At 72.5% G+C, this 20,318-nt stretch carries 13 protein-coding genes and 1 pseudogene; 7 read left to right on the plus strand and 7 right to left on the minus strand.

Annotation, left to right across the window (positions count from 1 at the left end; all coding sequences use genetic code 11):
* Window positions 1-32: 32 nt before the first annotated feature.
* From ACIA6T_RS04945 to ACIA6T_RS04960, 4 genes are all read right to left on the minus strand, one after another.
* The gene (locus ACIA6T_RS04945; protein WP_399445135.1) at window positions 33-578 is read right to left on the minus strand and encodes a hypothetical protein; all 546 of its coding nucleotides are present in this window, start codon (window positions 576-578) and stop codon (window positions 33-35) included.
* Window positions 579-932: 354 nt separating this feature from the next.
* Window positions 933-1,340 (minus strand): gamma-glutamylcyclotransferase family protein, encoded by a 408-nt coding sequence (locus ACIA6T_RS04950; RefSeq protein WP_399445310.1) that lies wholly within the window; start codon window positions 1,338-1,340, stop codon window positions 933-935.
* 67 nt (window positions 1,341-1,407) lie between these two features.
* Window positions 1,408-3,540, minus strand: a complete 2,133-nt coding sequence (locus ACIA6T_RS04955; RefSeq protein ID WP_399445136.1) for a molybdopterin oxidoreductase family protein — start codon at window positions 3,538-3,540, stop codon at window positions 1,408-1,410.
* 99 nt (window positions 3,541-3,639) lie between these two features.
* Window positions 3,640-4,341, minus strand: coding sequence for a vancomycin high temperature exclusion protein (locus ACIA6T_RS04960; RefSeq protein ID WP_399445137.1), 702 nt, complete (start codon window positions 4,339-4,341; stop codon window positions 3,640-3,642).
* A 211-nt stretch (window positions 4,342-4,552) separates the two neighbouring features.
* Here ACIA6T_RS04960 and ACIA6T_RS04965 point away from each other — a divergent pair, with 211 nt between their 5' ends.
* The 7 genes and pseudogenes from ACIA6T_RS04965 to ACIA6T_RS04995 all read left to right on the plus strand — a co-directional run bounded on the left by ACIA6T_RS04965 (window position 4,553) and on the right by ACIA6T_RS04995 (window position 14,825).
* Window positions 4,553-5,320, plus strand: a complete 768-nt coding sequence (locus ACIA6T_RS04965; RefSeq protein WP_399445138.1) for a sirohydrochlorin chelatase — start codon at window positions 4,553-4,555, stop codon at window positions 5,318-5,320.
* A gap of 208 nt (window positions 5,321-5,528) precedes the next feature.
* Window positions 5,529-6,803: a deoxyguanosinetriphosphate triphosphohydrolase gene (locus ACIA6T_RS04970; RefSeq protein WP_399445139.1), complete on the plus strand. Its 1,275-nt coding sequence runs from the start codon at window positions 5,529-5,531 to the stop codon at window positions 6,801-6,803.
* A 92-nt stretch (window positions 6,804-6,895) separates the two neighbouring features.
* The gene (locus tag ACIA6T_RS04975; RefSeq protein ID WP_399445141.1) at window positions 6,896-8,161 is read left to right on the plus strand and encodes an NAD(P)/FAD-dependent oxidoreductase; all 1,266 of its coding nucleotides are present in this window, start codon (window positions 6,896-6,898) and stop codon (window positions 8,159-8,161) included.
* Window positions 8,162-8,373: 212 nt separating this feature from the next.
* A pseudogene (locus tag ACIA6T_RS04980) lies at window positions 8,374-9,057 on the plus strand (DUF4157 domain-containing protein); the annotation flags it as partial.
* 278 nt (window positions 9,058-9,335) lie between these two features.
* Window positions 9,336-11,327, plus strand: a complete 1,992-nt coding sequence (locus tag ACIA6T_RS04985) for a hypothetical protein (protein WP_399445142.1) — start codon at window positions 9,336-9,338, stop codon at window positions 11,325-11,327.
* 194 nt (window positions 11,328-11,521) lie between these two features.
* Window positions 11,522-13,450: a DNA primase gene (gene dnaG / locus ACIA6T_RS04990; protein WP_399445143.1), complete on the plus strand. Its 1,929-nt coding sequence runs from the start codon at window positions 11,522-11,524 to the stop codon at window positions 13,448-13,450.
* Between the two features lie 106 nt (window positions 13,451-13,556).
* Entirely contained in the window at window positions 13,557-14,825 is a 1,269-nt protein-coding gene (locus tag ACIA6T_RS04995) for an RNA polymerase sigma factor (protein WP_399445144.1), read from the plus strand.
* Window positions 14,826-14,996: 171 nt separating this feature from the next.
* Here the strand turns inward: ACIA6T_RS04995 and ACIA6T_RS05000 are convergent, their stop codons facing one another.
* The 3 genes from ACIA6T_RS05000 to ACIA6T_RS05010 form a co-directional block, all read right to left on the minus strand.
* A complete protein-coding gene (locus ACIA6T_RS05000; RefSeq protein ID WP_399445146.1) occupies window positions 14,997-16,925 on the minus strand; it encodes an ABC transporter ATP-binding protein in 1,929 nt (642 codons plus the stop codon).
* On the minus strand, window positions 16,925-18,658 hold the full coding sequence (locus ACIA6T_RS05005) for an ABC transporter ATP-binding protein (RefSeq protein WP_399445147.1): 1,734 nt from the start codon (window positions 18,656-18,658) through the stop codon (window positions 16,925-16,927). The genes ACIA6T_RS05000 and ACIA6T_RS05005 overlap by 1 nt, the downstream gene beginning before the upstream one ends.
* Window positions 18,659-18,762: 104 nt before the next feature.
* A complete protein-coding gene (locus ACIA6T_RS05010) occupies window positions 18,763-20,217 on the minus strand; it encodes an FGGY family carbohydrate kinase (protein ID WP_399445148.1) in 1,455 nt (484 codons plus the stop codon).
* Window positions 20,218-20,318 lie beyond the last annotated feature (101 nt).

The following is a 20,318-nucleotide window of genomic DNA, read 5'->3' on the forward strand; positions in this document are numbered from 1 at the left end:
TACCGGCGGGGACGGGCGGCGGAGGGTGCCCGTCAGATGTCATCGCCTCTCGCCCGGCGATGCAGGAGCCAGGTACCGCCCGCGGCGGCGACGGCGAGAGCCGTCACACCGGCCGCGGTCTGTACGGGGTCGGGGCCCAGCGCGCCCCCGACCCCCGTCTTCACACTCCCCCGGGGAACCACCTGCCGCGCGTCGGGCGTCAGCGTGACCACCAGGTCACCGGCCACCCGCCGGTCGCTCCCGTCACACGTGGCGACGATCTCGTACGTCCCCGGCTGCGCGCTCGGCGGCACCTGGAACTGTCCGATCGCGTCCCGTTCGTGCGCGCTCGGCGCCAGCGTGAACCGGCCGGCGCCCACGGCGGTGGCGTCGCCCGCCGCCGTCCCTCCGTCGCCGCACGCCGCGGTGTTCACCGTGACGTGGGATCCCGGCGCGACCGAGGACGGGTACACCTCCAGGCTTCCCGTCGACGTGCCGGCGCTCTCCCCGGCGTACGCGGGCGTGACGAGCAGCCCCGCGGTGGCCACGGCGAGCGCGGTGCCGGTCAGGCCGGTCAGCAGCCGGGCGGTACGTCGCATCGATGCTCCCTCGGGTTCACGGCGGGGCCACGGCCCGCGGCACCCCCATGTGCCGCCGTCGGACGCGTCCCTGCCCCTTCGAGGTAAGTGCCACCGAGGCCGTACCGCTTCTTGAGGGGGCGTCAGGAGGCGGGCTGAACGGGTGTCAGGCGCACCCGGACGGCCGCCGTCCTTTGTGGCGTTTCAGCAGGTCACCGGCGCCGCGCCGATCCGGTCGCGGTGAAGTGCCCGAAGGGTGCGGCACACGGGGGTGAACGGGTGACCGGCGCGTCCGCGAGGCCCGGACGCGACGCCCGTGAGGCGTTCACGGGGCGTCCGCGCGGCCCCTCGGCCGCTGGGGGCGCCGTCCGGCCGTCACCCCCGCCACTCCCCGCCCTCGACGATCTCCCCCCGTACCCGCAGCCGGGCGGCGACGGCGGGCGCGGCGACGTACACCCAGGCCCGTACCGCCGTGCCGTCGCCGGCCCGGACGACGTCCCGCGCCACCCGCTCGTAGAGGTTGCGCGGATCGCCCGGCACGTACTCCTCCAGCCGGTCCAGCTCGGTGAGCAGCCCCGCGTACGCCTCCGGCAGCGCGGTCACCAGCTCCCCGTTCACCACGGAGCCCGGCTCCTCGACGGCGTACGGATATCCGGGCCCCTCGTACAGCACCGCGCCCCGGAGCCGGCCGGGTTCCTCGCGCAGGGTGCGGCCGCGCAGGAAGAGGTCGTGGTTGGTCCCGCCGGGGCGGAGGGTGCCGTAGACGAAGAAGGGGAGGATCACGTTCACCCGCGCGGACGGTCGGCGGAACCTTGCGGAACGATTCTCACCCCGCGCGCACCCGTGGCCGCTACGGCGAGGAAGGCGCGGGCCGGCCGGCCTCCACCGCCTCGAGGCGTACCGCGCACGCCTTGAACTCGGGCATCCGGGAGACCGGGTCGAGGGCGGGGTTGGTGAGGGTGTTGGCGCGGCCCTCACCGGCCCAGTGGAACGGCATGAACACCGTGTCCGGCCGGATCGCGGTCGTGATCCTGGCCGGCGCCACCGCCCGCCCCCGCCGGGACACCACGGCCACCGGCTCGCCCTCGGCCGCGCCGAGCCGCTCCGCGAGCCGGGGGTGCAGCTCCACGAACGGGCCGGGCGCGGCGGCGTTCAGCTCGTCGACGCGGCGGGTCTGGGCACCGGACTGGTACTGCGCCACGACCCGCCCGGTGGTCAGCAGCACGGGATACTCGTCATCGGGCTCCTCGGCGACCGCCCGGTGCGACACCGGCGCGAACCGCGCCCGCCCGTCCTCGGTGGCGAACCGGTCGTGGAAGAGGCGGGGGGTGCCGGGGTGGGCACCGTCTTCCGGGCCCTCGTCCGCCGGGCACGGCCAGAAGACGCCGTTCTCCTCCGCCAGCCTCCTGTAGGTGATCCCGGAGTAGTCCGCGGGCCCGCCCGCGCTGGCCCGGCGCAGTTCCTCGAAGACCTCCTCGGGGTCGGTCGGGAAGCCCTTCTCCAGGTTCCTCTCCCCGCCCAGCCGCGCGGCCAGCTCGTGCATGACCTCCAGGTCGCTGCGGACGCCCTCCGGTGGCGCGATCGCACGCCGCCGCAGCAGTACCCGCCCCTCCAGGTTCGTCGTCGTCCCCGTCTCCTCCGCCCACTGCGTCACCGGCAGGACGACATCGGCGAGCGCGGCCGTCTCCGACAGCACCACGTCGCACACCGCCAGGAAGTCCAGCGAGCGGATCCGCTCCTCGACGTGCGCGGCGCGCGGTGCCGACACCACCGGGTTGGAGCCCATCAGCAGCAGCGAGCGGATGTCCGTGCCGAGCGCGTCGAGCAGCTCGTACGCGCTGCGCCCCGGCCCCGGCAGCGAGTCGGGGTCCACGCCCCACACCTCGGCGACGTGCGCCCGCGCCGCCGGATCCGTCAGCTTGCGGTAACCGGGCAACTGGTCGGCCTTCTGGCCGTGTTCGCGCCCGCCCTGACCGTTGCCCTGCCCGGTCAGGCACCCGTACCCGGACAGCGGCCGGCCCGCCCGCCCCGTCGCCAGGCACAGGTTGATCCACGCGCCCACCGTGTCCGTGCCCTTGGACTGCTGCTCGGGCCCGCGCGCGGTGAGCACCATCGCGGCCTCCGGCTCGCAGAACATCCGTACGGTCTCCCGCAGTTCGGGAACGGGCACGCCGGTGATGCGCTCCACGTACTCCGGCCAGTGCGCCATCGCGGCGGCCCGGGTCTCCTCCCAGCCGCTGGTGCGCTCCCGGATGTACGCCTCGTCGGTGCGCCCCTCGGCGACGATCAGGTGCAGCAGCCCCAGCGCCAGCGCGAGATCGGTGCCGGGACGCGGCGCCAGGTGCAGATCGGCCTGCTCGGCGGTCTTCGTACGGCGCGGGTCGACGACGATCAGCGTGCCGCCGTTCTCCCTCAGTTCGGTGAAGTACCGCAGCGACGGCGGCATGGTCTCCGCCGGGTTCGACCCGACCAGGATCACGCACCCGGTCCGCGGAATGTCCTCCAGCGGAAACGGCAGCCCGCGGTCGAGACCGAACGCCTTGCCGCCCGCCGCCGCGGCCGACGACATGCAGAACCGCCCGTTGTAGTCGATCTGGGAGGTCCCCAGCACCACCCGCGCGAACTTCCCGAGCGAGTACGCCTTCTCGTTGGTCAGCCCGCCCCCGCCGAACACCCCGACCGAGTCCGCCCCGTACTCCGCACGCGTCCGCCCGAGCCCCTCGGCGACCCGCGCCAGCGCCTCCTCCCAGGAGGCCGGCACCAGCGCGCCCCCCTCGGACCGCACCAGCGGCGAGGTCAGCCGCACGCTCGACGACAGCACGGCGGGCGCCGTGCGCCCCTTCCCGCACAGCGCCCCCCGGTTCACCGGGAAGTCCGTACGCTCACTCACCTCGACGGCTCTCCCGTCGGGGGCCGGCGTCAGATTCATCCCGCACTGCAGGGCGCAGTAGGGGCAGTGCGTGGGCGTCACGGTGTCTCGCATACCGCCCAGGCTGAGCCCCCGGTGTTACACACCGCACCGGCCGCTGTTACACCCCGGGTACGGCGGCCTCCCCGCCGGCCGCGCCCCACGGTGAGGGGTTCATCCGACGCTCCGCGCGGACGCCTCCTCGAGCGCCCGCTCCACCCCCGGCTCCCTCGGCCCGAGGAAGTGCGGGTCCGGGCGGAAGGTGACGTCCAGGGCCGCCTTGCCCGCCGCGAAGATCTCCCTGACGCCCCCGTAGTACCAGGTGACGTCGTGGCGGTCGTCCACGCCGATGCCGTACGAGGTGACGCCGGCCGTCCGGCACAGGGCCACCGCGCGGCGGATGTGGAAGCCCTGGCTGATCAGCACCGCGCGGTCCACGCCGAAGATCTTCTTCGCGCGGACACAGGAGTCCCAGGTGTCGAAGCCCGCGTAGTCGCTGACGATCCGCGCGTCGGGGACGCCGTGCCGGGTGAGGTAGGCGCGCATCGCGTCCGGCTCGTCGTACTCCTCGCGGCTGTTGTCGCCGGTGACCAGGACCACCTCGATCCGTCCCGCGCGGTACAGCTCCGCCGCCGCGTCCAGCCGGTGCGCGAGATACGGCGACGGCTCCCCGTCCCACAGACCCGCGCCGAAGACCACGGCGACGTCGGTGCGCGGCACGTCGGCGGTGGTGCGCAGCCGGTCCTCCGTCGTCAGGCGCAGCCAGGCCGCAGGCAGCAGCGCCAGCACGCACACCGCCACCACCCCCCGCACCAGCCGCCGCCGCCCCGTACGGGTACGCGGCAGACGCGGGCGGCGGACTCTGAAACGGCACATCGGACGGGCCCTCCCCGGTCGGTCCTCGACCGTGAGAGACGCCCCGCCGAGCCTTCCGGTTCACGTCACGCACTGTGACCGGCTTCACGGCCGGCGCGAACCCGCGGGCCGAGCGGCCTCACACCCGCCGCCGTCCACATCGTGAACCGCGGGAAAACACCCGTCACGCCCGCGCAACGGGAAGGCAACGTGCCGCGTCCACCATCGGTGCATGACGACGTACACCACGAACCCTCCCGCCCTCGTCGTCGTGGCCCACGGCAGCCGCGACCCGCGCGCGCTGAGCACCGTACGGCAGCTCCTGGACCGCGTCCGCGCACTGCGGCCGGGCCTGCCCGTGCACCTGGGCCACATCGAGCTGAACGCGCCCCTGCTCCCCGACACCCTCGCCGAACTGGACGCGCACGGCACCGGGGCCGCCGTGCTGGTACCGCTGCTGCTCAGCCGGGGCTACCACGTCAAGCGGGACATCCCCGAGATGGCCGCCGGGGCACGACTGCACACGCGCGTGGCCGCACCGCTCGGTCCGCACCCCCTGCTCGTGGACGCCCTGCACGCCCGCCTCACCGAGGCCGGCTGGCGCACCCCGGCGGACGAGGCGACCCGCCGCGCGAGCGGCATCGTGCTCGCCGCCGCGGGCTCCCGCGACCCCGAATCGGGCATCGACACGAACCGCACCGCGCGACTGCTCGCCGAACGCCTCGGCGTCCCCGTCGTCCCCGCCTACGCCTCCGCCGCGTCCCCCACGGTCCCCGGAGCCGTCCGCGCCCTGGCCGCCAGGGGCCGCCACCGCGTCGCCGTGGCCTCCTACTTCACGGCCCCCGGCCGCTTCGCCACGGAATGCGCGGCGGCGGCGCCGGGAATCGCCTCCGCCCCCCTGGCCACCCACCCCGCGATGGCCCACCTCCTCCTCCACCGCTACGACCAGGCTCTGCGCACTCCGTCCACCACGCCCATGGAGCTGGCGCCGGCCGTCTGAAGGGGCGCGGGGAACCGCGCGAGGAAGAGGGGCCCGGGGGGCGCAGCCACCGGGGGCGGCGCGTAGCGGGCCGTGCGGGTGCCGCCGGCACCGGTGAACAGCGAGTGTGACGGTGCGCCGCCTCGTCCGAGCCCCGGAACGGCACGGACGCGGCCCCCGGAGGGCGGGAAACCCCCCGGTTGTCACACCCGCCCCGTACTGTCGGGGCATGGAAGGCGCCGCACCACCCCCCGCATACGACCCGACGTCAGTCGCCCGCTGGGCCCCCGAACCCGACAAACGCCCCGGCCGCACCGCCTTCCAACGCGACCGCGCCCGCGTCCTGCACTCCGCAGCCCTCCGCCGCCTCGCGGGAAAAACGCAGGTCGTCACCCCCGGCGAACGCAGCCAGGTCTGGGACGCCAGCCCCCGCACCCGCCTCACCCACTCCCTCGAATGCGCCCAGGTCGGCCGCGAACTCGGCGCCGCCCTCGGCTGCGACCCCGACCTCGTCGAGGCCGCCTGCCTCTCCCACGACCTCGGGCACCCGCCCTTCGGCCACAACGGCGAACAGGCGCTGAACGAGTTCGCCGAGGACTGCGGCGGCTTCGAGGGCAACGCCCAGTCGCTCCGGCTCCTCACCCGCATCGAACCCAAACGCTTCACCCCCGAAGGCTCCGTCGGCCTCAACCTCACCCGCGCCGCCCTCGACGCCGCCACCAAGTACCCCTGGCCCCGCGGCGCCCACCCCACCGACCCGGCCTCCCCGAAGTTCGGCGTCTACGACGACGACCGTCCCGTCTTCGACTGGCTCCGCGAGGACGCCCCCGGCACCCGCACCTGCTTCGAGGCCCAGGTCATGGACTGGTCCGACGACGTGGCCTACTCGGTGCACGACGTGGAGGACGGCCTGCACGCCGGCCACATCGACCCGAACTGCCTGCACTCCGATCCGGAGCGGGAAGCCGTCTTCGCCGTCGCCGTCGGCCGGTACGTCCCCACCGGCACCGACCCCGCCGAACTCGCGGAGGCCCTCGACCGCCTCCTCGACCAGGAGTGGTGGCCGCACGGCTACGACGGCACCGCCGTCGCCCAGGCCCGCCTCAAGGACGCCACCAGCCAGCTCATCGGCCGCTTCTGCCTCGCCGCCGAAGGCGCCACCCGGCAGGCCTTCGGCACCGGGTACCTCACCAGATACGGTGCCGAACTGGTCGTACCGCGCAGCACCCGTATGGAGTGCGCGGTCCTCAAGGCGGTCGCCGACCGGTACGTCATGCAGCGCGCCGAACAGGAGCTGCTCCGCGCCGACCAGCGGATCGTCGTCCTCGAACTGGCCGAGGCGCTCACCTCCCGCGCCCCCTACGGCCTGGACCCCCAGTTCCGCACCCTGTTCGAGCGGGCCCCGGACGACCGCGCCCGCAAGCGCGTGATCGTCGACCAGATCGCGTCGCTCACCGACGCCTCGGCCCGCTCGCTTCACGCCCGGCTCACGGGGCAGGCATGAGCCGTACGGCCTGATCGGGTCGCTCCCCCTTACGGCATCATGCTGAGTGCGGGACGCTCACAGGTGGCTACACCGTTACGAGGAGGCATCACGTGGTCGACGCGGATCAGACATTCGTCATCGTCGGAGGCGGCCTGGCCGGCGCGAAGGCGGCCGAGACGCTGAGAGCGGAGGGCTTCACCGGCCGCGTGATACTGATCTGCGACGAACGCGACCACCCCTACGAGCGTCCGCCCCTCTCCAAGGGCTACCTCCTCGGCAAGGACGAACGCGACAGCGTCTTCGTCCACGAGCCCGCCTGGTACGCGCGCCACGACGTCGAGCTGCACCTCGGCCAGACCGTCGACGCCGTCGACCGCGCCGCGAGGACCGTCCGCTTCGGCGAGGACGGCACCGTCGTCCGCTACGACAAACTGCTGCTCGCCACCGGCGCCGAACCCCGTCGCCTGGACATCCCCGGCACGGACCTCGTCGGCGTCCACCATCTGCGCCGCCTCGCCCACGCCGAACGTCTCAAGGGCGTCCTGGCCTCCCTCGGCCGCGACAACGGCCATCTGGTGATCGCCGGCGCCGGCTGGATCGGCCTGGAGATCGCGGCGGCGGCCCGCGGGTACGGCGCGGAGGTCACCGTCGTCCACCGCGGCGAGACCCCGCTGCACTCGGTCCTCGGCCCCGAGCTCGGCCAGCTCTTCGCCGAGCTGCACCGGGAGCACGGCGTCCGCTTCCACTTCGGTGCCACGCTCACCGAGATCACCGGCCAGGACGGCATGGTCCTCGCCGCCCGCACCGACGACGGCGAGGAGCACCCCGCGCACGCCGTCCTCGCGGCGATCGGCGCGGCTCCCCGCACGGCCCTCGCGGAGGCGGCGGGACTGGAGCTCGCCGACCGCGCGGACGGCGGCGGCGTCCGCGTCGACGAACGGCTGCGCACCTCCGACCCGGACATCTACGCGGCCGGTGACGTCGCGTCCTTCCCGCACGGCCTCTTCGGCACGCGGCTGCGGGTGGAGCACTGGGCCAACGCGCTCAACGGCGGGCCGGCGGCGGCCCGCTCCATGCTGGGCCGGGAGGAGGTCTACGACCGCGTCCCCTACTTCTTCACCGATCAGTACGACCTGGGGATGGAGTACTCCGGGTGGGCGCCGCCGGGGTCGTACGACCAGGTGGTGATCCGCGGGGACGCGGGGAAGCGGGAGTTCGTCGCGTTCTGGGTGAAGGAAGGGCGCGTGCTCGCCGGGATGAACGTGAACGTGTGGGACGTCACGGAGCCGATCCAGAGGCTGATCCGCTCCGGTGCGCGGGTGGACACGGAGACGCTGGCGGATCCGCACGTGCCGCTGGAGAGCGTCGGGGCCTAGGGGGGCGTTCGGATCAGGCCGGCTCAGTGAGCGGTGCCAGGGCCCGCGACCCCGGCAAGACCCGAACGGCACCCCCTGGCGCTCCGGTACGGCTCCACGATCCGGCCGGCGGGTTCGCGGGGGTCCGGTGCGGTGCAATTTCCGCAGCGGACAAGCGAATTGGAGAGCGGAGGGCCTGGATGTCCCGGGGCGGGATGGCCGATGATCGGAGTATGCGTCTACAGGATCAGCAGGACACCGCCGCCCGTCCCGCCCGGACCGCGCCTGCTGTCGCGCGCTCGACCGATGCCGCCGGACCGGCGGCCGCGAGGCGGCTGCTGGCGTTGCAGCGCGCGGCCGGCAACGCCGCCGTCGTCCAGGCGCTGGAACGGCAGCGGCGGGCCGGGCCTCACCCGCACGGACCCTCCTGCGGTCACGACGACCCCACTCCCGTGCAGCGCCACGCGCACGGACCCTCCTGCGGCCACGACGAGTCCGCGCCGGTGCAGCGTTCGTCCGTGCCGGACGTGCTGCGTACCGCCGGACGGCCGCTGGACGGGGCGGTCCGCACGGAGATGGAGGCGCGGCTGGGCGCCGACTTCTCCGACGTACGGCTGCACACCGGAGCGGCCGCCCAGCGCTCGGCAGCCGAGGTGGGGGCCCGCGCCTACACCTCCGGCAGCCATGTCGTCATCGGGACCGGCGGTGCGGACCGGCACACCCTGGCCCATGAGCTGACGCACGTCATCCAGCAGCGTCAGGGACCGGTCGCGGGTACCGACAACGGCTCGGGGCTCAGCGTCTCGGACCCCTCCGACCGCTTCGAACGCGCGGCGGAGGAGAACGCCCGTCGTGTCCTGGCGGGCCCCGTGCCCACCGGGGCGGCGCCCGTGCAGCGGACGGCGGCCGCTCCCGCCCACTCCGGCGGGGAGACCGCCCACTCCGGCGGCCGCTCCCGCCCACTCCGGCGGGGAGACCGCCCACTCCGGCGGCCGCTCCCGCCCACTCCGGCGGGGAGACCGCCCACTCCGGCGGGGAGACCGCCGTACAGCGCGCCGGCGGCGGCGAGGCGCCCTTCGACCACGCCCAGTACTACGCGAAGACGGACTGGCAGGCGGCGGCCGAGGAGTTCGAGAAGCGGCTGGGCGCGTACTCCTTCGGGCATCCGAAGGCGCTCGCCGCGGCGCGCGGGACCGTGAACCGGCTCAAGCAGCTGCTCATCGCCTACGCCCACGCGGAGCACAAGGACCCGGCACTCGCCAACAAGTCGTTCTTCAAGAACGACAGGACGAGCGCCGGGCAGGTGGGCGAGGGGATGGCCACCGAACAGATCAAGGACTTCTTCTCCCGGGACGGCAACGTCCGGGAGCTGATCACGGCCGTCTACAACGCCGCCTACTACAACAAGGGGGCGGAACTCTCGCTCAAGCACGTCCTCGAAGGCGTCATCGGGCCCAAGCCACAGCTCGCCTCGACCCTCGGCATGAACGAGGAGGAGCTGAAGAAACACTCCGCGTTCCTCAACAGCTGGTCCCGGCCGCCCATGTGGGCCGTGGCGAACCTCGTGGGCAAGGGCTACAACTACGAGAAGGACCCGTACGCGCTGGGCAACCTGCTGTGGCAGTCGACCCCGGAGGCCTTCGCCGGTGACACCCGCGAGATGATCAACAGCCAGGGGCCGCGCAAGCCGCGGAGCCAGGCCGACAAGGAGGCCAACCGCAAGACCCCCCGCGACTACGCGGACCGGGGCGCCCCGCTCAGCGCGCGCGAGCTGGCGTTCGCCGGCAAACCCGGCCCGGACGACAAGCTGCCCTGGGACGAGGGCACCGCCTACTGGGAGATCCAGCAGAACGAGTCCTGGCCGAAGCAGAACGCCGCGCGCGGCATCCCGACCGTCGCCGGCATGTCCGGCACCACGACCCGGATGCTCAAGACCTTCCAGTGGATCAACGTGCCCGGGGTGGACGTCTTCGACTACCGGATGGCCGTGATGGGCTGGATGCTGCCGTCCTGGGACCACTCGCTCTACGAGATCCTGCGCGGTTCCTGGGCGGCCGGGGTCAAGGGGCCGGGCGAGTCCGCGGCCCGGGCGGGCAGGGGCGCGGCGCTGATGTACCAGAACATCGCGCCCTTCACGGAGGAGGAGCTGCGGCAGCACGTCTGCGTCGACGGACAGTTCCCGCACGAGCTGATGTACCTCGCCGAGGCCAACAAGCCGCGTACGGAGGACCCCGCGACGAGCGGCTTCATGGAACCCGGCCAGGCCGCGGCGGGCGAGGTACCGGACAAGTACGACGAGTTCGTGGCGGGCGACACCGCGCCCACGGCGCGCATCGCCCAGTGGAAGGCGGACAACAACGACGCCTCCACCGAGGCCGTCGCGAAGACGTTCAAGCCCGCCCACGCGACCGCGCTGATGACGTACACCGGCGGCGCGCACCAGATGATCAACTCGGTGGTGCGCAGCCGGCTGCTGCCCGGGGGGTACGCGCCGTACGGCACCGCCGGCGTGGCCACCGCCGGCGCCGAGGCCGTCTCCTTGCGGCAGATCAAGGGACAGCTCAGCTGGGCCGCCCAGAACAGCCACAACCAGGAGCCGGTGCCCACCCTCGACGAGGATCCGGTGATCGGGCCGCAGCTCGCGGCCGCCCGGGGCACGGACCCGGTGGCCAAGAAGGCGGCGATGGCCGTCATCGACGCGCGGATCGAGGTCATCGCCCCCGCGCTCTTCGAGGAGCTCAAGATGCACGCCGACATGACGATGGAGGCGCTGAACCGGCTGCCTCCCGTCACCGGCACCGTCTTCCGCGGCGACTGGAACCTCGGCGGGGACGAGTCGGTCTACCGGCTCGGCAAGCAGGCCGCGCTGAACTACCGGCCGGGCTCCGTCTTCACGAGCTCCTTCGACAGCACCAGCAGGGAGCAGTCCGTGGCCCTGGGCTTCATGCGTGGCCAGCGGGTCTCCGGCACGAAGACGCACCGGATCCTCCTGGAGCTGACGCTCACCGGGAAGTACGGCCGTGACATCGACCCCTTCCACCAGTACCAGGGCACCGAGGCGGAGGTCCTGCTCATGCCGGGCGCGAACTTCAAGGTGGACCGGAGCGAGTGGGAGCACGACCCGGACCACGACCCGGCCGACGGCGGCAGCGACTGGTACGAGCACGTCTACGCGACGGAGGTGTGAGGGCACGCCGGACCGGCCGGGAGACCGCGTACGACACCGGGGCCCTCCTCGGAGGTCTCCTCCGTCCGTCGTGGCCTCGGCACCGTCGCGGCCGGTCGCGTCCACGCGGTGGAGCCGCGTATGTCACAGTCCCGGGCCCCCTCCGGGGCGCTCCACGCCCCGGAGACGCCACGGCGCACCCGTAGAATCTACGCGTGGCAGGACGGATCAATGACGAGGACGTGAAGGCGGTTCGGGACGCGGTCCCGATCGACGCCGTCGTGTCCGAGTACCTCCAGTTGCGGAACGCGGGCGGTGGGAACCTCAAGGGGCTCTGCCCGTTCCACGACGAGAAGTCGCCGTCCTTCCAGGTCAGCCCGAGCAAGGGACTCTTCCACTGCTTCGGCTGTCAGGAGGGCGGCGACACCATCACGTTCGTGATGAAGGTCGACCACCTCTCCTTCTCGGAGGCGGTCGAGCGCCTCGCCGGTCAGGCCGGCATCACCCTGCGTTACGAGGAGGGCGGGTACAACCCGACCCACCAGCGCGGTGAGCGCATCCGTCTGGTCGAGGCCCACAAGATCGCCGCCGAGTGGTACGCGGAACAGCTCGCGACCTCCCCCGAGGCGGACACCGGCCGGATCTTCCTCGCCGACCGCGGCTTCGACCAGGCCGCCGCCGTCCACTTCGGTGTCGGCTACAGCCCGCAGGGCTGGGACCACCTCACCCGTTTCCTGCGCGGCAAGGGCTTCAGCGACAAGGAGCTGATCCTCTCCGGCCTCTCCCAGGAGGGCCGCCGCGGCCCCATCGACCGCTTCCGCGGCCGGCTGATGTGGCCCATCCGCGACATCGGCGGGGAGGTCGTCGGCTTCGGCGCCCGCAAGCTCTACGAGGCGGACACCGGCCCGAAGTACCTCAACACGCCCGAGACGGCGATCTACAAGAAGTCCCAGGTCCTCTACGGCATCGACCTGGCGAAGAAGGACATCGCGAAGGCGTCCCGCGCGGTCGTCGTCGAGGGCTACACCGACGTCATGGCCTGCCACCTCGCCGGGGTGACGACCGCCGTCGCCACCTGCGGCACCGCCTTCGGCGGCGACCACATCAAGATCCTGCGCCGGCTGCTCATGGACAACGGCAGCGCGCGCGTGATCTTCACCTTCGACGGTGACGCGGCCGGCCAGAAGGCGGCCCTGCGCGCCTTCGAGGACGACCAGAAGTTCGCCGCCGAGACCTACATCGCCATCGCCCCCGACGGCATGGACCCCTGCGACCTGCGCCTCGCCAAGGGCGACGAGGCCGTCGCCGACCTGGCCGAACCCCGCACCCCGCTCTTCGAGTTCGCCCTCCGCCAGATCGTGGTCCGCTACGACCTGGACACCCCGGCCGGCCGCGCAGCCGCCCTCGACGAGGCCGCGCCGATCGTCGCCCGGATCAAGAACAGCGGCGCCCAGCACGAGGTCGCCGTCCAGCTCGCCGGGATGCTCGGCATCCTCGACACCCAGTTCGTCGTCAAGCGGGTCGCCCAGCTCGCCCGCTGGGCCCGCGAACGCGGCGGCAAGGGCCCGGCACCGGACCAGCGACAGCGCGGGGGCGGCGGTGGGCCCCAGCAGTACGCCCCGGCCCAGGCCGCCCCGCGCGGTCCCGCCCTCAACCTCCGCAACCCGGTCTTCGCCACCGAACGCGAACTGCTCAAGCTCGCCCTCCAGCGCCCGGAGCTGGTCTCCCCGGCCTTCGACGCGTACGGCGTGGACGAGTTCACCGCCCCGCCCTACGCGGCCGTACGCCAGGCGATCCTGGACGCGGGCGGCGCGGAGCACGGCGTGCAGGACCCGCAGGAGTACCTGATCCGGGTCCGCGAGGCCGCCCCCGACGACACCGTCCGCGCCATGGTCACCGAACTCGCCGTCGAGGCGATCATGCTGCACCGGGGCGTCAAGGGGGTCGACGAGACCTACGCGGGCGCCCAGCTCGTCACCGTCCGCCGCCGCGCGGTCGAGCGCCGCATCCGTGACATCACCAGCCGCCTCACCCGCCTCAGCACCCACGGCGACCCGGGCGAACTGGCAGCCGTGCAGAACGAGTTGTGGGTCCTCCAGCAGTACGACCAGGCCCTGCGGGAGCACGGCGCGACCGCGCTGTGAGGGCGGCCGGGGAAGGCCCCGGGTAACCGGCCGGTCACCGACCGGACGCAAAAAGTCATCGCACGCCCCTCGTGGGGACGATGTGTCGTACCCCACACTGGTCCCGGTGCCTGAGTCCTCGGAGCGCGGCCGATCCGTCACCGACGGGTCCCGGACATCCGCGGTTGTGCTCATCGCGTACGGGACGGACAGCGGCGAGGCCGCCGGCTCCGTTCCCGAAGTACCGCTGCCCCACCCCCTGGCAGCGATCATCCTGGAGGTCGCCCCCGTGCAGACCCAGACCCAGATCCTCACCCAGCCCGACGCCGGCGTCCTCGTCGCCGTGCCCGCGCGGAGCCGCGTCGCGCACCATCCCGGGACACCGCCCGAGCCGGCCGCGCCCGTCGAGGAGCCGGCCCCGTCCGTCGAGGAGCCGGCCGCGCCCGTCGAGGAGCCGGCCGCGCCCGTCCGCGCCGAGACCGGGGGCCCCTCCTCGGACCTGTTCCGGCAGTACCTGCGCGAGATCGGGCGCATCCCGTTGCTGACCGCCGCCGAGGAGGTCGAACTCGCCCGCCGTGTCGAGGCGGGGCTGTTCGCCGAGGAGAAACTGCGGCTGGCCCCCGATCTGGACAGCCGGCTCGCCGTCGACCTGGACCGGCTCGTCGTCATGGGCCGGATGGCCAAGCGGCGGCTGATCGAGGCGAACCTGCGGCTCGTCGTGTCCGTCGCCAAGCGGTACGTGGGCCGGGGGCTGACCATGCTCGACCTGGTCCAGGAGGGGAACCTCGGGCTGATCCGGGCGGTGGAGAAGTTCGACTACGCGCGGGGGTACAAGTTCTCCACGTACGCCACGTGGTGGATCCGCCAGGCCATGTCGCGTGCGCTGGCCGACCAGGCCCGGACCATTCGCGTGCCCGTGCACGTGGTGGAGCTCATCAACCGGGTGGTGCGGGTGCAGCGGCGGATGCTGCAGGAGCGCGGGTACGAGCCGACGCCGGGCGAGGTCGCCGCGCATCTCGACCTGCCGGCCGAGCGGGTGGGGGAGGTGTTGCGGCTCGCGCAGGAGCCGGTCTCCCTCCATGCGCCGGTGGGCGAGGAGGAGGACGTGGCGCTCGGTGACCTCATCGAGGACGGCGACGCGGCGAGCCCGGTCGAGTCGGCCGCGTTCCTGCTGCTCAGGGAGCACCTGGAGGCGGTCCTCTCCACCCTCGGCGAACGCGAGCGCAAGGTCGTCCAGCTCCGCTACGGCCTCGTCGACGGGCGTCCGCGCACTCTGGAGGAGATAGGCCGCCTCTTCGGTGTGACCCGTGAGCGGATACGGCAGATCGAGTCCAAGACGCTGAACAAGCTCCGCGATCACGCCTTCGCGGATCAGTTGCGCGGGTATCTGGACTGAGTTTTTCGCCCCCGCCGCCCCTTCCCGTCCCGAACCCGGGGCTCCGCCCCAGACCCCGCTCCTCAAACGCCGGAGAGGCTGAAATCCAGCCTCTCCGGCGTTTGAGGAGCGAGGGTCCGGGGGCAGCGCCCCCGGGATGGGACGGGAAGGGGCGGCGGTGGCGAGGGAAACTCAGTCGACCTCCGCCACCGCCTCCGCGAACTGCGCCTTGTAGAGGCGGGCGTACGCCCCGTCCGCCGCCAGCAGCTTCTCGTGCGCGCCCTGTTCGACGATCGAGCCGTTCTCCATCACCAGGATCGTGTCCGCGTCCCGGATCGTGGACAACCGGTGAGCGATCACGAACGACGTACGCCCGTGCGCCAGTTGCGCCATCGCCTTCTGGATCAGCACCTCCGTACGGGTGTCCACGGAACTCGTCGCCTCGTCCAGGACGAGGATCACCGGGTCCGACAGGAACGCCCGGGCGATCGTGATGAGCTGCTTCTCACCCGCGCTCACCCCGCCGCCCTCGTCGTCGATCACCGTGTCGTACCCGTCGGGCAGCGTCCGGACGAACCGGTCGGCGTGCGCGGCCCGCGCCGCCTCCTCGATCTCCTCCCGGGTGACCTCGCGCGCGGAACCGTACGCGATGTTCTCCGCGATGGTGCCGCCGAACAGCCAGGTGTCCTGGAGCACCATGCCGATCCCGGCGCGCAGTTCGTCCCGGGACATCCTCGCGATGTCCACCCCGTCGAGCGTGATCCGCCCGCCGGACACCTCGTAGAACCGCATCAGCAGGTTCACGAGGGTCGTCTTGCCGGCGCCCGTCGGGCCGACGATGGCGACCGTGTGCCCCGGCTCGACCTTCAGGGACAGGTCCTCGATCAGCGGCTTCTCGGGGTCGTACCGGAACGACACGTGCTCCAGCGCCACCCGCCCGCGCAGCTCGGCCGGCTTCTCGGCCGGTGAGGCGTCCGCCTCCTGCTCCTCGGCGTCCAGCAGTTCGAAGACCCGCTCCGCCGAGGCGACACCCGACTGCACCAGGTTCGCCATCGAGGCGACCTGCGTCAGCGGCATCGAGAACTGCCGCGAGTACTGGATGAACGCCTGCACGTCACCGATGGACAGCGTGCCCGACGCGACCCGCAGGCCGCCGACGACCGCCACCAGCACGTAGTTGATGTTCGAGACGAAGAACATCAGCGGCTGCATGACGCCGCTGTTGAACTGCGCCTTGAACCCGGCCTCGTACAGCGCCTCGTTCTCCTCGGCGAACTTCTTCGCCGACTCCTCCTGCCGCCCGAACACCTTCACCAGGGCGTGCCCGGTGTACATCTCCTCGACGTGCGCGTTGAGGGTGCCGGTGGTCCGCCACTGCTGCACGAAGTGCGGCTGCGACCGCTTGCCGACGCGCGTGGCGACGACGAACGACAGCGGCACCGTCACCAGCGCGACCAGCGCCAGGATCCACGAGACGTAGAACATCATCGCGAGCACGCCGATGATGGTGAGCAGCGAGTTGATCAGCTGCCCCATCGACTGCTGGAGCGTCTGCCCGATGTTGTCGATGTCGTTGGTGGCGCGGCTCAGCACCTCACCGCGCTGCCGCTTGTCGAAGTACGACAGCGGCAGCCGCGACAGCTTCGTCTGCACGTCCTCGCGCATCCGGAACATGGTGTGGTTGACCGCCCGGTTCACCAGCCGGGTGGCGACCGCCATCAGCAGACCGGCGACCAGGAACACCGCCAGCGCGAACAGCAGGACGTTGCCGACCGTCGTGAAGTCGATGCCCTCGCCGGGGGTGAAGTCGGTGCTGCGGAGCATGTCGGCGACGTCGCCCTCGCCCCGCTCCCGCATCGAGTCGAGCACCTGTTCCTTGGTGGCGCCCTCCGGCATGTCGCGTCCGACGATGCCCGCGAAGACCAGGTCGGTCGCCCTGCCGAGGATCTTCGGCCCGATCACGCTGAGCCCGACGCTCAGTACGACACAGGCCAGCAGCCCGTAGATCGTCAGGCGTTCCGGTCCGAACCGGGCGATCAGCCGTTTGCTCGACCCCTTGAAGTCGATCGAGCGCTGGTCGGGGCCGCCCCCGGCCATCATCCGTCCTCCGGGCCCGGCCATCAGGCGGCCTCCGCTTCCGTCAGCTGGGAGAGCACGATCTCCCGGTAGGTCTCGTTGTCCGCCATCAGCTCGTGGTGCCGGCCGGTGCCGACGACCCGGCCCTCGTCCAGGACCACGATCCGGTCGGCGTCCCGGATGGTCGCCACCCGCTGGGCGACGATCACCACGGTCGCCTCGGCCGTCTCCCGTCCGAGAGCGGCCCGCAGGGCCGCGTCGGTGGCGTAGTCGAGCGCGGAGAAGGAGTCGTCGAAGAGGTAGATCTCCGGGCGCTGCACCAGCGTCCGGGCGATCGCGAGGCGCTGGCGCTGACCACCGGAGACGTTCGTCCCGCCCTGGGCGATCGGCGCGTCGAGGCCGCCCTCGAGACGCTCCACGAAGTCCTTGCCCTGCGCCACCTCCAGCGCGTGCCACAGCTCCTCGTCGGTGGCGTCCGGATTGCCGTAGCGCAGGTTCGTCGCCACCGTGCCCGCGAAGAGGTACGGCTTCTGCGGCACGAGTCCGACCGTCCTCGCCAGCAGCGCCGGCTCGACGTCCGCCACGGGCACGCCGTCCACCAGCACTTCCCCGTCGGTCGCGTCGAACAGCCGGGGGACCAGACCGAGGAGGGTGGACTTGCCGCTGCCGGTGGAACCGATCACGGCCGTGACCTCACCGGGCCGCGCCACCAGGTCGACCGCCCTCAGCACCGGCTCCTCGGCACCCGGGTAGCGGAAGCCCGCGCCCCGGATCTCCAGATGCCCGTGCCGGCGCAGCTCGGTGACGGGAGTGACGGGCGGCACCACGCTGGAGGAGGTGTCCAGCACCTCGTGGATGCGCTCGGCGCACACCTCGGCGCGCGGCACCATCATGAACATGAAGGTGGCCATCATCACGGACATGACGATCTGCATCAGATAGGCGAGGAACGCGGTCAGGTCGCCGATCTGCATCCCGCCGCTGTCGATGCGGTGCGCGCCGAACCACACCACCGCGATCGACGACAGGTTCACCACCGTCATGACCACCGGGAACATCAGCGCCAGCAGGTTGCCCGTGCGCAGCGACATGTCGGTCAGATCGGTGTTGGACCTCCGGAACCGCTCCTGCTCGTACTCGTCCCGCACGAAGGCGCGGATCACCCGGTTGCCGGTGATCTGCTCGCGCAGCACCCGGTTCACCGTGTCGAGCCGCTCCTGCATGGTCCGGAACAGCGGACGCAGCCGTCGCACGATCAGCGTCACGCAGATGCCCAGCACCGGCACCACCGCGACCAGCACCCCGGACAGCGGGACGTCCAGGCCGAGCGCCATCACGATGCCGCCCACACACATGATGGGCGCCGACACCATCAGGGTGAACGTCATCAGGGCCAGCATCTGTACCTGCTGGACGTCGTTCGTCGTACGGGTGATCAGCGAGGGCGCGCCGAAGTGACCCACCTCACGCGCGGAGAACGACTGCACCCGGTCGAACACGGCGGCGCGCACGTCCCGTCCCAGCGCCGACGCGGTCCGGGCGCCGTAGTACACGGCACCGATGTTGCACACGACCTGAACCAGCGAGATGCCGATCATCAGGGCGCCGTAGCTCAGGATGTAACCGCTGTCACCCTCGACGACGCCCTGGTCGATGATGTCCGCGTTGAGCGTGGGCAGGTAGAGCGAGGCGCAGGTCTGCAGGAACTGCAGCAGCACCAGCAGGACGATGGGTCTCTTGTAGGGCTGGAGATGGGTCCGCAGGAGTCGTATGAGCACGCTGAATCTCTCGGAGTGGTCGGCGGGGGCGTTGGTTGCCCGTGGCCCCTATCGTCGAACACTCCACCCGCGTTACCTCAACCGAATTAATCCACCGGCCCGTGCTACGCGCGGAACGCCCCCGGGTGCGTCTGCTCGCGCACCGACACGTACTGCTGGCGCACCGCCTGTCCCACCGCCAGGTCCTCCCCGGGATCCAGCACCTGTGCCACCGCGCCCTGCCACACGGGCGGGGTGCGCGGATCGAGGGCGCCCTGCGACACCCCGAGCGCCCACGCCGCCTGCCGGGCCGCGCCGATCGCCGCGTAGTCCGCGGGCTGCGGCACGACCACCTGCGCCCCGAACAGCGCGGGCGCCGCCGACTGCACGGCCGGCAACTCCGCGGCCTGGCCCAGCAGGAAGACCCGCCGCACCTCCACGCCCCGGCCGCGCAGCACGTCCAGCGCGTCCGCGAGCCCGCACAGCATCCCCTCGAACGCGGCCCGCGCCAGATGCTCCGGCTTCATCGACTCGCGCCGCAGCCCCGCCAGCGTCCCGGCGGTGTGCGGCAGGTTCGGGGTGCGCTCGCCCTCCAGGTACGGCAGCAGCACCAGCCCGTGCGACCCCGGCGTCGACTTCATCGCCAGGTCGGACAGGCTCTCCAGGTCGGGCAGCCCGAGCAGTTCGGCGGTCCCGCGCAGGGCGCGCACGGCGTTCAGGGTGGTGACGACGGGCAGGTGCATGCCGGTCGCGTCCGCCAAAGAGGTGATCATCCCGTGCTGGTCGACGAGCGCCTCGGGGTGCACGGCCATCACGGACCCGGACGCGCCCAGCGACACCACCGCGTCGCCCAGCCCGATGCCGAGCCCGAACGCCGCCGCCATCGTCTCGCCCGTACCGGCGGAGATCAGCAGTCCCTCCGGTGTCGTACCGGCCGCCTCCGCCGGACCGATCACCTCGGGCAGCATCGCCTGGTGCCCGAGCGCCAGCTCCACCAGATCGGACCGGTAACCGCCGGTGGCCGCCGCCCAGTACCCGGTGCCGGAGGCCCCGCCCCGGTCGGTGGTGCGCCGCACCGGACGGCCGAGGAGCTGCCACACCAGCCAGTCGTGCGCCTGCAGCAGTACGGCGGTGCGCGCCGCGTTCTCCGGTTCGCTGCGGGCCATCCAGCGCAGCTTGGTCACCGGCTGGGCGGCCCCCGGCACACAGCCCACGGCCTGCGCCCACGCCTCACGCCCGCCGAACGCGTCGATGAGGTCCGCCGCCGCGACCTGCGCCCGCTTGTCCCCGCCGGTCATCGCCGGCCGCACGGTGTTGCCCTGCGCGTCCAGCGGCACCAGCGCGTTCTGCTGCGCGGAGACGCCGATGGCCTGCACGCCCTCCAGCAGGCCGCCGCCCGCGGCCTCGCCGAGGGACAGCAGCCAGGCCTGCGGGTCGACGTCGGAGGGACGGCCGCCGCCGTCGGTGCCCTGTACCGGATGCCGGGCGTACCCCTGCTTGAGCACGGATCCGGTGTCCGTGTCACAGACGACGATGCGAGTGAAGTCTGGCGCGCTGTCCAGTCCGGCGACTATCCCCATACGGCGATTTTGCCGTACCGCGGCGCTTGCGTGGGCGGTGGGCGCCGTTGGGGTTCCTGTCGCGTCGCGGGTGCGGGTCGTCCGTGGTCGCTCGCGCCCAC

The sequence above is a fragment of the Streptomyces sp. NPDC051740 genome, from assembly GCF_044453165.1.
Taxonomy (GTDB): Bacteria; Actinomycetota; Actinomycetes; order Streptomycetales; family Streptomycetaceae; genus Streptomyces; species Streptomyces atrovirens.

Bases quoted from the DNA above. Each gene is read 5' to 3' on its own strand.
- ACIA6T_RS05000 (WP_399445146.1), bottom strand. From the start codon at position 16,925: ATGGCCGGGCCCGGAGGACGGATGATGGCCGGGGGCGGCCCCGACCAG.
- ACIA6T_RS04945 (WP_399445135.1), bottom strand. From the start codon at position 578: ATGCGACGTACCGCCCGGCTGCTGACCGGCCTGACCGGCACCGCGCTC.
- ACIA6T_RS04960 (WP_399445137.1), bottom strand. From the start codon at position 4,341: ATGTGCCGTTTCAGAGTCCGCCGCCCGCGTCTGCCGCGTACCCGTACG.
- ACIA6T_RS04970 (WP_399445139.1), top strand. From the start codon at position 5,529: ATGGAAGGCGCCGCACCACCCCCCGCATACGACCCGACGTCAGTCGCC.
- ACIA6T_RS04955 (WP_399445136.1), bottom strand. From the start codon at position 3,540: ATGCGAGACACCGTGACGCCCACGCACTGCCCCTACTGCGCCCTGCAG.
- ACIA6T_RS04965 (WP_399445138.1), top strand. From the start codon at position 4,553: ATGACGACGTACACCACGAACCCTCCCGCCCTCGTCGTCGTGGCCCAC.
- ACIA6T_RS05010 (WP_399445148.1), bottom strand. From the start codon at position 20,217: ATGGGGATAGTCGCCGGACTGGACAGCGCGCCAGACTTCACTCGCATC.